Genomic DNA, 12904 nt, shown 5'->3' on the forward strand with positions numbered 1-12904 from the left:
CTGCGGTTACCGGGAATTCGCCTGGTCATCGGGGACAATGGTCACTCATTATGGCCAGTGGCGGATCGGGGCGATCGCACCGTTGGGCGCTGCGGAAGGGCCGGATGGTCGCCGCCGTCGCCTCGGCCGCGGTCATGGCGATCACCGGTATGGGCTGGACGGGCTACCACACCGCGCTTGGCAGGATCATCATCTCCCACGCGCTGCCCAATGCGGCGACGACGCTGGACGGCAACCAGAACATCTTGCTGATGGGCTTGGACAGCAGGTTGGATCAGAACGGTCAGCCGCTGCCCCAGGAGATCTACGACGCGCTGCACGCCGGTGACGAAAGCTCCGGTGGTTACAACGCCAATGTCCTTATCGTCGTGCATCTATCGGACGGCGACGGGCCCGTCACCGCGATCTCGATTCCGCGTGACGACTACGCGGAGCTACCGGGCTGCCCGGGGTCGGTCTGCGCCGGCAAGATCAAGCAGGCCTACGGGCTGGCCTATCAGCAGTCGCTGAATTCGCAGGCGGCCGGGAAATCGGGTGGGGCGGGCGCCACCAACCTGGCGGCACGCGAGCAGACCGCCCGCGAGGCTGGGCGCAAGGCCGAAATCAGCGCTGTCAACGACTTTCTGGGGATCTCCGTCGACCACTTCGTCGAGATCACGCTGGGCGCGTTCTTTCAAATCGCCAAGGCCGTCGAGCCGATCACGGTGTGCCTCAACGCCGATACGCGGGACAGCTATTCGGGTGCCGACTTCCATCAGGGGGTGCAGCGCATCGACGCCGCGGACGCGATGGCCTTCGTGCGGCAACGCCGCGACGAAAACGACGGCTCCTTCACCGATTTCGACCGGACGCGACGGCAGCAGGCGTTCCTGGTGTCGTTGGTCCAGGCGGCTCGCAGCGGCGGTGCGCTGTCCAGTGTCAGCGGCCTGCGCAAGCTGCTGCAGGTCGCCCGCGACAACGTCGCCGTCGACGACGGGCTCGACATCATGGAATTGGCCTCGCGGGCCTCGCAATTGAGCGAGCGGCCGCTGTCGCTGTACACCCTGCCCATCTCCGGCTTCGGCAAGGACGCCAACGGGTCCGACATCAACCAGGTCGACCTTCCGACGATCCGGCGCATCGTCAACGAGCGCTTCATGTCCGACACACCGGCCGCGCTCGAGGCCGCGTCACCGGCCACCCAGCCGGCACCGGTACTGACCGAACCCGTGATCCTCGACGTCGTCAACGGGGCCGCACGGGACGGACTCGCGGCCGCCATCGAGGAGGCCTTCGCGGCCCGCGGCTTCACCCGCGGCAGCGCCACGACCGCGGCGGACCCGGCCGACGACAGCGTCATCGAATACGGCCCCGGGGCGGACCGGGGCGCGCAGCTCCTGGCCGACCAGCTGCACGTGCCCGCGGCGGCCAACGGCGCGGTGGCCGCGGGCACCGTGCGGCTGACGGTGGGGACGGGATTTCCCGCGGCGGACTACCTCGCCCACCCCGACGGCGGGACCGACCCGTCCGGGTCGGGGCAGGTGGATGCCGTCGCCGCCACCGGCACCGGCGACCGCGCCCCGGCGCCGACCGACCTCAGCCAGATGACCGCGGCGAAGGTGCCCTGCGTCAAGTAACCGGGTTGGCCGGATCCTTCCTATTGCTCTCCCAACCGGATGGTTAGTATCGCGGTTATCACCGATGAGCGGCCGCCCTGCAGCGGGACTCTGCTCGGGAAGGACAATGATGACCACCGAATCGGTTGCATCGCAGACATCGCTCGCCAAGGACTCCACCAACGGGGCGGCTGCGGCCGACGTTCCCGCCACGGTTGCCCGCCTTCGTCAGACCTTCGCCACCGGACGTACCCGCGACGTCGAATGGCGCAAGCGGCAGCTGCTGCAACTGGCGAAGCTGATGGAGGAGAACGAGGCCGCGATCGCCGCCGCGCTCGCCGAGGACCTGGACCGCAGCCCCTTCGAGGCCTACATCGCCGACATCGCCACCACCGCCGGCGAAGCCAAGTACGCGGCCAAGAAGGTGCGGAGGTGGACGCGCCGCAAGTACCAGCTGCTGGAGGTGCCGCAACTTCCCGGCCGCGGTTGGATCGAGTACGAGCCCTACGGCACCGTGTTGATCATCGGCGCCTGGAACTACCCGTTCTATCTGACCCTGGGTCCGGCCGTCGGAGCGATCGCCGCCGGAAACGCCGTCATCCTCAAGCCGTCCGAGATCGCGGCCGCGTCCGCGCACCTGATGGCCGAGCTGGTGCCGAAGTATCTCGACAAGGACGCCATCGCGGTGGTCGAGGGTGACGGTGCGACGAGCCAGGAGCTCATCGCCCAAGGCTTGGGCCGAGTGTTGTTCACCGGCGGCACCGAGATCGGCCGCAAGGTCTACGAGGGCGCGGCGCCACACCTGACGCCCTGCACCCTGGAGCTTGGCGGCAAGAGCCCGGTCATCGTCGCCGCCGACGCCGACGTGGAGGTGGCGGCCAAGCGGATCGCCTGGATGAAACTGCTCAACGCCGGACAGACCTGTGTGGCACCCGATTACGTCCTGGCGGACGCCACGATTCGCGATGAACTGGTCGACAAGATCGGTGCCGCCATCACCAAATTCACCTCGGACAAGCCGGGCGGCATGCGGGTGGTCAACCAGCGCCAATTCGACCGGATCAGCGGTTACCTGTCCAGCGGAGACGGCAAGGTCACCGTCGGCGGGGCCTGCGACGCGTCGAACCTGCGCATCCAGCCCGCCGTCGTGGTGGACCCCGACCCGAACGGGCCGCTGATGCAAAACGAGATCTTCGGTCCCGTCCTGCCGGTGGTCACCGTCCAAAACCTGGACGAGGCAATACGATTCGTGAACTCCAGGCCCAAGCCGCTGTCGGCCTACCTGTTCACCAAGCGGCGCGAGACGCGCGAGCGGGTGATCAAGGAGGTGCCGGCCGGCGGCATGCTGGTCAACCACGTCGCCTTCCAGGTGTCGACGGCCAAGCTGCCATTTGGTGGCGTCGGCGCTTCGGGGATGGGGGCCTACCACGGCCGCTATGGCTTCGAGGAGTTCAGCCACCGCAAGTCGGTGTTGACCAAACCCACTCGGCCCGACCTGTCGAGCTTCATCTACCCTCCGTACACCGAGCGGGCCTTCAAGATGGCCCGCCGGATGTTCTGACCCTGGCTTCACCGAAACCGTTGCAAGACTGAGTTTTTCACAGCAGAGAGGAAACGTATGCCCGGAGTGCAGGATCGCGTCATCGTCGTCACCGGAGCCGGTGGAGGCCTGGGCCGCGAGTACGCCCTGACCCTCGCCAAGGAGGGCGCCAGCGTCGTCGTCAACGACCTCGGCGGTTCGCGTGACGGCACCGGCGCCGGCCACAACATGGCCGACGAGGTGGTCAAGGAGATCAAGGACGCCGGCGGGCGGGCGGTCGCCAACTACGACAGCGTCGCCGAATCCGAGGGCGCCGAGAACATCATCAAAACCGCGCTCGACGAATTCGGCGCCGTGCACGGCGTGGTCAGCAACGCCGGCATCCTGCGCGACGGCACCTTCCACAAGATGTCCTTCGAGAACTGGGACGCCGTGCTCAAGGTGCACCTCTACGGTGGCTACAACGTCATCCGCGCCGCCTGGCCGCACTTCCGTGAGCAGAGCTACGGCCGCGTCGTCGTCGCCACCTCTACCAGCGGGCTGTTCGGTAACTTCGGCCAAACCAACTACGGCGCGGCCAAACTCGGCCTCGTCGGCCTGATCAACAGCCTGGCGCTGGAGGGTGCGAAATACAACATCCACGCCAACGCGGTCGCCCCGATCGCCGCCACCCGGATGACCGAGGACATCCTGCCCAAGGAGGTGCTCGAGAAGCTGACCCCCGAATACGTCGCACCCGTGGTGGCCTACCTGTGCACCGAGGAAAACCCCAACAGCGCTTCGGTTTTCGTGGTCGGGGGCGGCAAGGTGCAGCGCGTCGCGCTGTTCCAGAACGCGGGCGTCAACTACGACAAGCCGCCGACGGTGGAGGACATCGCCTCGCAGTGGGGCGAGATCACCGACCTGTCCGCCGCGAAGCAGGCGGACTTCAAGCTGGGCTGAGCCAGCCGCGACCGGGTGGTCAGCGAGTCAGGCGAGCAGCTCGCCGCGCAGGCGTTCCACGTCCGCCTCGCTGACACCCGCGTCGCGTAAATAGGCGTCCAGCGACCCGAATTCGTCGTCGATCGCTTGGCGCGCGGCGTCCAGGTATTCCGGACGTACGCCGAGGACTCCGTCGGACAGCCGCGCCTCGGTGAACGTCATGACTTCCGGGGTGAGCTCGACGTCGGAGCGCTGCTTGATCATCTCGGAGATGTGGTCCCGGAGTTGAGGGACCGCGGCGTTGCTGCGCAGGTAGTCGGCGATGATGGTGTCGCGGTCGACGCCGAGCACTTCCAGCACCGTCGCGATCACGAAACCGGTGCGGTCTTTGCCCGCGAAGCAGTGCGTGAGCACCGGGCGACCCGCACCCAGCAGCGAAAAGACTTGCCGCACAGCGCGTTGCGCTCCGTTGCGGGTCGGGAACTGCCGGTATTCGTCGATCATGTGACGAACGGCGGCCTCGTTGACGGCCTCGTCGGATTGGTTCGGGTCGCCTTCGAACAGCCGACGGAACGCGTGCTCGTGCGGGGCCTCGTTGTCGGTCGGTGCATCGTCGCCGAGGTCGGGAAGGGGCAGGCGATGGATCTCGACGCCGTCGGGAACCAGCCCTGGGCCGCGCCGGGCGACTTCCTGGTTTGCGCGCAGGTCGGCGACATCGGTGATGCCCAGCTCGAGCAGCGTTGCGCGTCCGGCGTCGTCGAGCCGGCTCAGCTCACCGGACCGGAACAGCCGCCCGGGCCGAAGCGCGCTCGCGCCGTCGGCGACGTCGCGAAAGTTCCACGCCCCGGACAGTTCTCGCAGCGCCTCGGTCATCCTCCGGTGACCGCCGCGGCGAAGGCCGACTGTTCGCGGCCGATCTCGGTGCGCGCGATGGTCCGCATGTGCACCTCGTCGGGTCCGTCGAAGATCCGCATGGCGCGGTGCCAGCCGTACAGGCGGGCCAGCACCGTGTCGTCGCTGACGCCGGCGGCGCCGTGCACCTGGATGGCGCGGTCGATGACGTCGCACGCCACCCGTGGTGCCACCGCCTTGATCTGCGAGACCAGCAGGTGGGCGGCCTTATTGCCGTGCTGGTCGATGGTCCACGCCGCTTTTTCGCACAGCAGCCGGGCCTGGTCGATCTCGTTGCGGGACTGGGCAATCGCCTGCTGCACCAGACCCTGGTCGGCCAGCGGCCGGCCGAAGGCGATGCGGTTGTTCGCGCGGTGCACCATCAGCGCCAGCGCACGTTCGGCCCCGCCGAGCGCGCGCATGCAGTGGTGGATGCGGCCCGGGCCCAGCCGGGCCTGGGCGATTGCGAAGCCGCCACCCTCCTCGCCGAGCAGATTGGTGGTTGGCACCCGCACGTTGTCGTAGATGATCTCGCAGTGCCCGTGCTGGTCTTGCCAGCCGAACACCGACGTGGAGCGCACCACCGTCACGCCCGGGGTGTCCATCGGCACCAGCACCATCGACTGTTGCTGGTGGCTGGCGGCGTCGGGATTGGTGCGTCCCATCACGATCAGGATCTTGCAGCGCGGGTCGGCCGCGCCCGAGGTCCACCATTTACGGCCGTTGATGACGTAGTCGGCGCCGTCGCGCACGATCGAGGTCTCGATGTTGCGGGCGTCGCTGCTGGCGACCGCCGGCTCGGTCATCGAGAACGCGCTGCGGATCTCGCCGGCCAACAACGGCTCCAGCCACTGCCTGCGCTGCTCTTCGGTGGCGAACAGGTGCAGGGTCTCCATGTTCCCGGTGTCGGGCGCCGCGCAGTTGACCGCCTCGGGCGCGAGCTCCAGGCTCCAGCCGGTGAGCTCGGCCAGCGGGGCGTACTCGAGGTTGGTCAACCCCGATTCGGCCGGCAGGAACAGGTTCCACAGGCCGCGTTCCTTGGCCTTGACCTTGAGCTCCTCGATGACGGGCGGGACCGTGTGGTCGTGTGGGCCGGCTTCTTCGCGGTATTTGTCGTATTCGGCCTCGGCCGGAAAGACGTACTCGGTCATGAAGTCGGACAGTCGCTTGTGGTAGTCGCTGGCTTTGGCCGACATCGCGAAGTCCATGCCCGTCACGATAGGACACGTGTCGAGTCGCCGGGTTTCCGGTCGTCAGCGCGGTGCTTACACCGGGGTGAAAGCGCGCCGGCGGGGCGGCACGATAAAGGAATGAGTGACGCCCGCCCCCCGTTCCCGCCGTTCACCCGGGAGACCGCGATCCAGAAAGTGCAGGCGGCCGAGGACGCCTGGAACACCCGCGATCCCCACCGCGTCAGCCTGGCCTACACGGTCGATTCGCAGTGGCGCAATCGCGACGAACACGTCGTGGGCCGCGACGAGATCGTGGCGTTTCTGACCCGCAAGTGGCAGCGCGAACTGGATTATGCGCTGCGCAAAAGCCTTTGGGACTTCCACGACAACCGCATCGCGGTGCGGTTCCAGTACGAGTGCCGCGACGCGTCCGGCCACTGGTATCGCAGCTACGGCAACGAGCTGTGGGAGTTCACCGAGTCCGGACTGATGGCGCGGCGCGAAGCCAGCATCAACGACGTGCCGATCGAGCAATCGCAGCGGCGCTACTTCGGGCCCCGACCGGAGTCCGAACACGGCCACGACATCCCGCTTTGGTAGCAACAACGGCCGCTTGTGACCTCACAACGGTACGGGCGCTACTGCGGCGCGCGGCGGCGGCGAACCATCGACCGGAGCGTCGATCGCCCGCGGCCGGGTATCCCGCGGTGGGCGTTGACGCGTCCATGGTGAAACCTGGTTAAGGTAGCGAAGCGCGCGGCCGAGCCGGCGCCACGCCCATCGGCAGGGACAGTACGGGAAAGTACGGAAAGTAGATGTACGCGCCATGACAAATGCGCAGACGACGGTAGGAGTGGTCGCCGAATCCGGCGCCGACGAGCGGCGGGTCGCGCTGGTGCCGAAGGCGGTGGCGTCGCTGGTAAACAGCGGCGTGGCGGTGGTGGTCGAATCCGGCGCGGGGGAGCGGGCGTTGCTGCCTGACGCGCTCTACACCGAGGCCGGGGCCAGCATCGGGGACGCGTGGGCCGCCGATGTGGTGGTCAAGGTCGCGCCGCCGACGCAGGCCGAGGTGGCCAAGTTGCACAGCGGTCAGACCCTGATCGGTTTCCTCGCGCCGCGCAACGCCGAGAACTCGATCGGCGCGCTGAAGCAGGCGGGCGTGCAGGCGTTCGCGCTCGAGGCCATCCCGCGGATCTCGCGGGCCCAGGCGATGGACGCGCTGTCATCGCAGGGCAACGTGGCGGGTTACAAGGCGGTGCTGCTGGCGGCCTCGGAGTCCACCCGGTTCTTCCCGATGCTGACGACGGCGGCCGGCACGGTGAAGCCGGCCACCGTGCTGGTGCTCGGCGTCGGGGTGGCCGGGCTGCAGGCGCTCGCGACGGCCAAACGGCTGGGCGCCCGCACCACCGGCTACGACGTCCGGCCCGAGGTCGCCGACCAGGTGCGCTCGGTGGGTGCGCAGTGGCTTGACATCGGGATCGACGCGGCCGGCGAGGGCGGCTACGCCCGTGAGCTCACCGACGAGGAGCGCGCCCAGCAGCAGAAGGCCCTGGAGAAGGCGATCAGCGGGTTCGACGTCGTCATCACCACGGCGCTGGTCCCGGGACGCCCGGCGCCACGGCTGGTCACCGCGGCGGCGGTGGAGGCCATGAAGCCCGGCAGCGTGGTGGTGGACCTGGCCGGAGAGACCGGCGGCAACTGCGAGCTCACCGAGCCCGGGAAGACCGTCGTCAAGCACGACGTCACCATCGCGTCGCCGCTGAACCTGCCGGCCACCATGCCCGAACACGCCAGCGAGCTCTACAGCAAGAACATCACCGCACTGCTGGACTTGCTGCTCACCGACGGCAAGCTGGCCCCCGACTTCGACGACGAGGTCGTCGCGGACTCCTGCGTGACCCGCGCCGGCGACGATGCAGAGCGCAGCGATGCGGAGGAGCGGCGCCAGACCAGCGGAGAGGTTTCCTAGATGTACGACGAGCTATTGGCCAATTTGGCGATCCTGGTGCTGTCCGGATTCGTCGGGTTCGCCGTCATTTCCAAGGTGCCCAACACGTTGCACACGCCGCTGATGTCGGGCACCAACGCCATCCACGGCATCGTGGTGCTGGGCGCGCTGGTGGTGTTCGGCTCGGTCGAGCACCCCTCGCTGGCGGTGCAGATCATCCTGTTCGTCGCGGTGGTGTTCGGAACCCTGAACGTCATCGGCGGGTTCATCGTCACCGACCGGATGCTGGGCATGTTCAAGGGCAAGAAGAAGGTCCCTGCCAAAATCGAGGAGCCGGCCGCCAAATGAACTACCTGGTTATCGGCCTCTACATCATCTCGTTCGCCCTCTTCATCTACGGCCTGATGGGCCTGACCGGACCCAAGACGGCGGTGCGCGGCAACCTGATCGCCGCGGTGGGAATGGCGCTGGCGGTGGCGGCGACGCTGATCAAGATCCGCCACACCGACCAATGGGTGCTGATCATCGCCGGTTTGGTGGTGGGCGTCGTGCTCGGCGTCCCGCCCGCCCGCTACACCAAGATGACCGCCATGCCGCAGCTGGTGGCGTTCTTCAACGGCGTCGGTGGCGGCACGGTGGCGCTTATCGCGCTCTCGGAATTCATTGAGACGCAAGGTTTTTCGGCCTTCCAGCACGGCGAGTCGCCGACCGTGCACATCGTGGTGGCCTCGCTGTTCGCCGCGATCATCGGATCGATCTCGTTCTGGGGATCGATCATCGCGTTCGGCAAGCTGCAGGAGATCATCTCCGGATCGCCGATCGGCTTCGGCAAGGCGCAGCAGCCGATCAACCTGCTGCTGCTGGCCGGGGCGGTGGGCGCGGCCGTCGTCATCGGTCTGCACGCGCATCCGAGCACCGGCGGAGCATCACTGTGGTGGATGATCGGGCTGCTCGCCGCCGCGGGCGTGCTGGGGCTGATGGTGGTGCTGCCCATCGGCGGCGCTGACATGCCGGTGGTGATCTCGCTGCTGAACGCGATGACCGGGCTTTCGGCGGCTGCAGCGGGGCTGGCGCTGAACAACACCGCGATGATCGTCGCGGGCATGATCGTCGGCGCGTCCGGTTCGATTCTGACCAACCTGATGGCCAAGGCCATGAACCGCTCGATCCCGGCGATCGTGGCCGGCGGCTTCGGCGGTGGCGGGGTCGCGCCGAGCGGCGGCGACGGCGGCGACAAGACCGTCAAGGCCACCTCGGCCGCCGACGCGGCGATCCAGATGGCCTACGCCAACCAGGTGATCGTGGTGCCGGGTTACGGCCTCGCGGTCGCCCAGGCCCAGCACGCGGTCAAGGACATGGCGGCGCTGCTGGAGGCCAAGGGCGTGGAGGTCAAGTACGCCATCCATCCGGTCGCCGGCCGGATGCCGGGCCACATGAACGTGTTGCTGGCCGAGGCCGAGGTGGACTACGACGCCATGAAGGACATGGACGACATCAACGACGAGTTTGCCCGCACCGACGTCGCGATCGTCATCGGCGCCAACGACGTCACCAACCCGGCGGCCCGCAACGACGCCTCCAGCCCGATCTACGGCATGCCGATCCTCAACGTGGACAAGGCCAAGTCGGTGATTGTGCTCAAGCGGTCGATGAACTCCGGTTTCGCGGGGATCGACAACCCGCTGTTCTACGGCGAGGGCACCAGCATGCTGTTCGGCGACGCGAAGAAATCGGTGACCGAGGTCGCCGAGGAACTCAAAGCGCTGTAACGGCAGGAAAAGCGCCCGTGCGCTGGGCGGTTAGACAGGCGGATACGCCGGCGGCGGGTAGCCGTTTCCGTCGGTGACCCCACGCAAGCCCCAGGTCAGGTACCGCATGAAGAACTCGATCTCGTCGCTTCCGTCGTAATCCGGACTCGGATCCATCGGCCCCACCTCTCGACTCATCGCGTTCGATGAGGAGTCTAGTCGCATACGCCTGCACGGGACACCCGGCGTTTTGCTTAAACTGTCCAACCAGTTAGTTGATAGCTATTCTGGGCCGAACCGGCTCTGGCCTGGCCATACCAACGATAGTGAGAGCAGATGCCCACCGACAGCATCACCCCGAATGGGCTGACCCGCCGCGAAGAGCTGCTGGCGGTTGCCACCAAGCTGTTTGCTGCGCGCGGCTATCACGGCACCCGGATGGACGATGTGGCCGACGTGATCGGGCTGAACAAGGCGACGGTCTACCACTACTACGCCAGCAAATCGCTGATCCTGTTCGACATCTACCGCCAGGCCGCCGAGGGCACGCTGGCCGCCGTGCACGACGACCCGTCCTGGACCGCGCGCGAGGCCCTCTACCAGTACACCGTCCGGTTGCTCACCGGCATCGCCAGCGATCCGGAACGGGCCGCGGTCTACTTCCAGGAGCAGCCCTACATCACCGAATGGTTCACCAGTGAGCAGGTCGCCGAGGTTCGGGAGAAGGAAGCGCAGGTCTATCACCACGTGCACGGCCTGATCGACCGCGGCATCGCCAACGGTGAGTTCTACCCGTGTGACTCGCACGTGCTGGCGCTGGGCTACATCGGCATGACCCTTGGCGCCTACCGCTGGCTTCGCCCGAGCGGGCGGCGGTCGGCCAAGGAGATCGCCGCCGAGTTCAGCACCGCGCTGCTGCGCGGGTTGATCCGCGACGAAGCCATCCGCACGACGTCCCCGCTCGGACCCTAGGCCGGCGCGCCTTTCAGGTGCTTGTCGAGGAACGCGAGCTGGTCTGCGACCACCCGCTCGAAGGCGTCGTCGACGTAGATCTCGAAATGTCCCTCGGGATATAGCTTGATCTCGCCGCGGGGCGCCCTGGCTGCGTGGCGCAGCGTAGCCTTCGCGGGGGCCACCGAATCCGCTTCGCACACGCAGAACAGGATCGGGCACTCGATCTTGGGTGTCTCGCGACCAGGCCGATAGCCGAAGACCTGCAACGCGATTCGCGCGGCCACCTCGTTGCGCAATTCGACCCCGTCGGGCACCAGCCGCAGGTAGCCCGGGTACGCGTCGGGGGTGTTCATCAACGCGACCTCGCCCGGCCTACCGGCCGCCGGGACCATCACCGGCGGGCGGCCGCGCCGGCGGGCCAGCAGGTCGCGCACCACGCGGGCCGTGATGCGCGCGGCGACCAGCGGGTTGGTGATGGTGCGGGCGGACGCGAGGCCGTCGGTGAAAGGGCATTGGGCGACGGCGGCGGCGATGCCCGGCAGTCGGGCCGCCGTGGCGATCACGTGGCCGCCGGCAAAACTGGTGCCCCACAATGCTATCCGGTCGGGATCGATGCCGGGCAGGGTGCGGGCGTAGGCGACGGCCGCCGCCCAGTCGGCGAGCTGCATGCCGACGTCGAGGACCTGACGCGGCTGGCCCCCGCTGTCGCCGAAGTTGCGGTAGTCGAACACCAGGCAGGCGTAGCCCGCAGCGCTGAACCGCTCGGCGTAAACGTCCAGCCGCATGCTGCGCACCGCGCCCAGGCCGTGCGCCATCACCAGCAGCGGCACCGGCCCGTCGCCGGCCGGCCGGTAGAGCCAGGCGCTGATCAGGTCGTCGCCGGAGGTGAATTGAAGGTCTTCGCGTTGTGTCATCAGCGATTGATTCTGCCCCGCGGGCCGCGGCCAGTCCCACCGGTATGCTCCCCAAATTTTATGGACTACTGTCTAGAAAAGTTGTCCAGGGTTTTAGGGACGGAGACTGTCATGGCGATCCGCGTCGCGCACGTCGGCACCGGAAATGTCGGAGGGCTGGCCCTCGCCGAACTCATCACCAACCCACAGTTCGAACTGACCGGGGTGTGCGTCTCGACGCCCGAGAAGGTAGGCAAGGACGCCGGTGAGTTATGCGGCGTCGGCCTGGACACCGATGTGGTCACGGGCGTCGCCGCCGTCAATGACCTGGACGCCATCATCGCCGCCAAGCCCGACTGCGTCGTCTACTGCGCGATGGGCGACACCCGGCTACCCGAGGCGATGGCCGACGTGATGCGCATCCTGGCCGCCGGCATCAACGTCGTCGGGTCGTCGCCGGGGTTGCTGCAGCACCCGTGGGGCGTGATGCCCGACAAATACATCGCCCGCGTGGAAGACGCCGCCCAGCAAGGCAATTCGAGCATCTTCATCAGCGGCGTCGATCCCGGATTCGCCAACGACCTGATCCCGTTCGCGCTCGCCGGCACGTGTCAGCGCATCGAGCAGGTGCGCTGCATGGAGATCCACGACTACGCGTCGTACAACGGGACCGAGGTCATGGACTACATGGGGTTCGCCAAGCCCATGGACGAGATCCCGATGCTGCTGCAGCCGGGCATCCTGAGCATCGCGTGGGGCACCGCGATCCGTCAGCTGGCGGCCGGCCTGGGCATCGAGGTCGACGAGATCACCGAGTCCTACCAGCGCGAGCCCGCGCCCGAGGATTTCGACATCGCGATCGGCCACGTGGCCAAGGGCACCGTGGCGGTGCTGCAGTTCGAGATTCGCGGCATGGTCAAGGATCATCCGGCCATCGTCATCGAGCACGTCACCCGGCTGCGGCCCGACCTGCGTCCCGACCTGCCCCAGCCCGCCTCCGGTGACGGCTCCTACCGCGTCGAGATCACCGGCGAGCCGTCGTATGCGGTCGACATCGTCCCCAGCAGCCGCAAGGGCGACCACAACCACGCGGCGATCGCGGGCGCCGCGGGCCGCGTCGTCAACGCCATCCCGGTGGTGATCGCCGCGCCGCCGGGCATCCGGACCACACTTGATTTGCCGCTGGTAACGGGCAAAAGCCTTTACGCACCAAGCACTTTGGTGACCACCTAAATCGAAAGG

13 protein-coding genes are annotated in these 12904 nt (G+C 67.6%); 9 read left to right on the top strand and 4 right to left on the bottom strand.

The annotated features are described in order from the left end of the window. Positions 1-50: 50 nt before the first annotated feature. The 3 genes from DQP58_RS04225 (at position 51) to DQP58_RS04235 (ending at position 4077) form a co-directional block, all read left to right on the top strand. Complete coding sequence (locus tag DQP58_RS04225; protein ID WP_112707247.1) at positions 51-1616, top strand: LCP family protein; 1566 nt, start codon at positions 51-53, stop codon at positions 1614-1616. 106 nt (positions 1617-1722) lie between these two features. Further along, entirely contained in the window at positions 1723-3156 is a 1434-nt protein-coding gene (locus DQP58_RS04230) for an aldehyde dehydrogenase family protein (protein WP_165827792.1), read from the top strand. A 57-nt stretch (positions 3157-3213) separates the two neighbouring features. After that, complete coding sequence (locus DQP58_RS04235; RefSeq protein ID WP_112707249.1) at positions 3214-4077, top strand: SDR family oxidoreductase; 864 nt, start codon at positions 3214-3216, stop codon at positions 4075-4077. Positions 4078-4104: 27 nt separating this feature from the next. On the opposite strand, the gene DQP58_RS04240 is transcribed toward DQP58_RS04235, so the two are convergent. Next, positions 4105-4929, bottom strand: a complete 825-nt coding sequence (locus tag DQP58_RS04240) for a tyrosine-protein phosphatase (protein WP_112707250.1) — start codon at positions 4927-4929, stop codon at positions 4105-4107. Next, a complete protein-coding gene (locus tag DQP58_RS04245; protein WP_112707289.1) occupies positions 4926-6143 on the bottom strand; it encodes an acyl-CoA dehydrogenase family protein in 1218 nt (405 codons plus the stop codon). Before DQP58_RS04245 ends, DQP58_RS04240 begins: the two co-directional genes overlap by 4 nt. A 114-nt stretch (positions 6144-6257) precedes the next feature. Between DQP58_RS04245 and DQP58_RS04250 the strand changes: the two genes are divergently transcribed. The 4 genes from DQP58_RS04250 to DQP58_RS04265 all read left to right on the top strand — a co-directional run bounded on the left by DQP58_RS04250 (position 6258) and on the right by DQP58_RS04265 (position 9836). Further along, positions 6258-6719, top strand: coding sequence for a DUF1348 family protein (locus DQP58_RS04250; RefSeq protein ID WP_112707251.1), 462 nt, complete (start codon positions 6258-6260; stop codon positions 6717-6719). A 226-nt stretch (positions 6720-6945) separates the two neighbouring features. Then, the gene (locus DQP58_RS04255; RefSeq protein ID WP_112707252.1) at positions 6946-8088 is read left to right on the top strand and encodes a Re/Si-specific NAD(P)(+) transhydrogenase subunit alpha; all 1143 of its coding nucleotides are present in this window, start codon (positions 6946-6948) and stop codon (positions 8086-8088) included. Then, positions 8089-8415 carry an NAD(P) transhydrogenase subunit alpha gene (locus DQP58_RS04260; RefSeq protein WP_112707253.1) on the top strand — a complete coding sequence of 109 codons (327 nt, stop codon included), beginning with the start codon at positions 8089-8091 and terminating at the stop codon, positions 8413-8415. Further along, on the top strand, positions 8412-9836 hold the full coding sequence (locus DQP58_RS04265) for an NAD(P)(+) transhydrogenase (Re/Si-specific) subunit beta (RefSeq protein WP_112707254.1): 1425 nt from the start codon (positions 8412-8414) through the stop codon (positions 9834-9836). Before DQP58_RS04260 ends, DQP58_RS04265 begins: the two co-directional genes overlap by 4 nt. A 30-nt stretch (positions 9837-9866) precedes the next feature. Here the strand turns inward: DQP58_RS04265 and DQP58_RS04270 are convergent, their stop codons facing one another. Further along, entirely contained in the window at positions 9867-9992 is a 126-nt protein-coding gene (locus DQP58_RS04270) for a hypothetical protein (protein WP_003874194.1), read from the bottom strand. Positions 9993-10151: 159 nt separating this feature from the next. Here DQP58_RS04270 and DQP58_RS04275 point away from each other — a divergent pair, with 159 nt between their 5' ends. Further along, the gene (locus DQP58_RS04275) at positions 10152-10787 is read left to right on the top strand and encodes a TetR/AcrR family transcriptional regulator (RefSeq protein ID WP_066868225.1); all 636 of its coding nucleotides are present in this window, start codon (positions 10152-10154) and stop codon (positions 10785-10787) included. Here DQP58_RS04275 and DQP58_RS04280 read toward each other — a convergent pair. Continuing rightward, positions 10784-11683 carry an alpha/beta hydrolase gene (locus tag DQP58_RS04280; protein WP_112707255.1) on the bottom strand — a complete coding sequence of 300 codons (900 nt, stop codon included), beginning with the start codon at positions 11681-11683 and terminating at the stop codon, positions 10784-10786. The genes DQP58_RS04275 and DQP58_RS04280 overlap by 4 nt on opposite strands. 111 nt (positions 11684-11794) lie before the next feature. Here DQP58_RS04280 and DQP58_RS04285 point away from each other — a divergent pair, with 111 nt between their 5' ends. Beyond that, on the top strand, positions 11795-12895 hold the full coding sequence (locus DQP58_RS04285) for an NAD(P)H-dependent amine dehydrogenase family protein (RefSeq protein WP_112707256.1): 1101 nt from the start codon (positions 11795-11797) through the stop codon (positions 12893-12895). The last annotated feature ends 9 nt before the right edge of the window (positions 12896-12904 follow it).

It is taken from the genome of Mycobacterium colombiense, from assembly GCF_003284975.1.
In the GTDB taxonomy this organism is placed as follows: domain Bacteria; phylum Actinomycetota; class Actinomycetes; order Mycobacteriales; family Mycobacteriaceae; genus Mycobacterium; species Mycobacterium europaeum_A.

What these genes read in the sequence shown, in the direction of transcription:
- DQP58_RS04225 (WP_112707247.1), top strand. Translation starts at nt 51, where the DNA reads ATGGCCAGTGGCGGATCGGGGCGATCGCACCGTTGGGCGCTGCGGAAG.
- DQP58_RS04230 (WP_165827792.1), top strand. Translation starts at nt 1,723, where the DNA reads ATGATGACCACCGAATCGGTTGCATCGCAGACATCGCTCGCCAAGGAC.
- DQP58_RS04235 (WP_112707249.1), top strand. Translation starts at nt 3,214, where the DNA reads ATGCCCGGAGTGCAGGATCGCGTCATCGTCGTCACCGGAGCCGGTGGA.
- DQP58_RS04240 (WP_112707250.1), bottom strand. Translation starts at nt 4,929, where the DNA reads ATGACCGAGGCGCTGCGAGAACTGTCCGGGGCGTGGAACTTTCGCGAC.
- DQP58_RS04245 (WP_112707289.1), bottom strand. Translation starts at nt 6,143, where the DNA reads ATGTCGGCCAAAGCCAGCGACTACCACAAGCGACTGTCCGACTTCATG.
- DQP58_RS04250 (WP_112707251.1), top strand. Translation starts at nt 6,258, where the DNA reads ATGAGTGACGCCCGCCCCCCGTTCCCGCCGTTCACCCGGGAGACCGCG.
- DQP58_RS04255 (WP_112707252.1), top strand. Translation starts at nt 6,946, where the DNA reads ATGACAAATGCGCAGACGACGGTAGGAGTGGTCGCCGAATCCGGCGCC.
- DQP58_RS04260 (WP_112707253.1), top strand. Translation starts at nt 8,089, where the DNA reads ATGTACGACGAGCTATTGGCCAATTTGGCGATCCTGGTGCTGTCCGGA.
- DQP58_RS04265 (WP_112707254.1), top strand. Translation starts at nt 8,412, where the DNA reads ATGAACTACCTGGTTATCGGCCTCTACATCATCTCGTTCGCCCTCTTC.
- DQP58_RS04270 (WP_003874194.1), bottom strand. Translation starts at nt 9,992, where the DNA reads ATGGATCCGAGTCCGGATTACGACGGAAGCGACGAGATCGAGTTCTTC.
- DQP58_RS04275 (WP_066868225.1), top strand. Translation starts at nt 10,152, where the DNA reads ATGCCCACCGACAGCATCACCCCGAATGGGCTGACCCGCCGCGAAGAG.
- DQP58_RS04280 (WP_112707255.1), bottom strand. Translation starts at nt 11,683, where the DNA reads ATGACACAACGCGAAGACCTTCAATTCACCTCCGGCGACGACCTGATC.
- DQP58_RS04285 (WP_112707256.1), top strand. Translation starts at nt 11,795, where the DNA reads ATGGCGATCCGCGTCGCGCACGTCGGCACCGGAAATGTCGGAGGGCTG.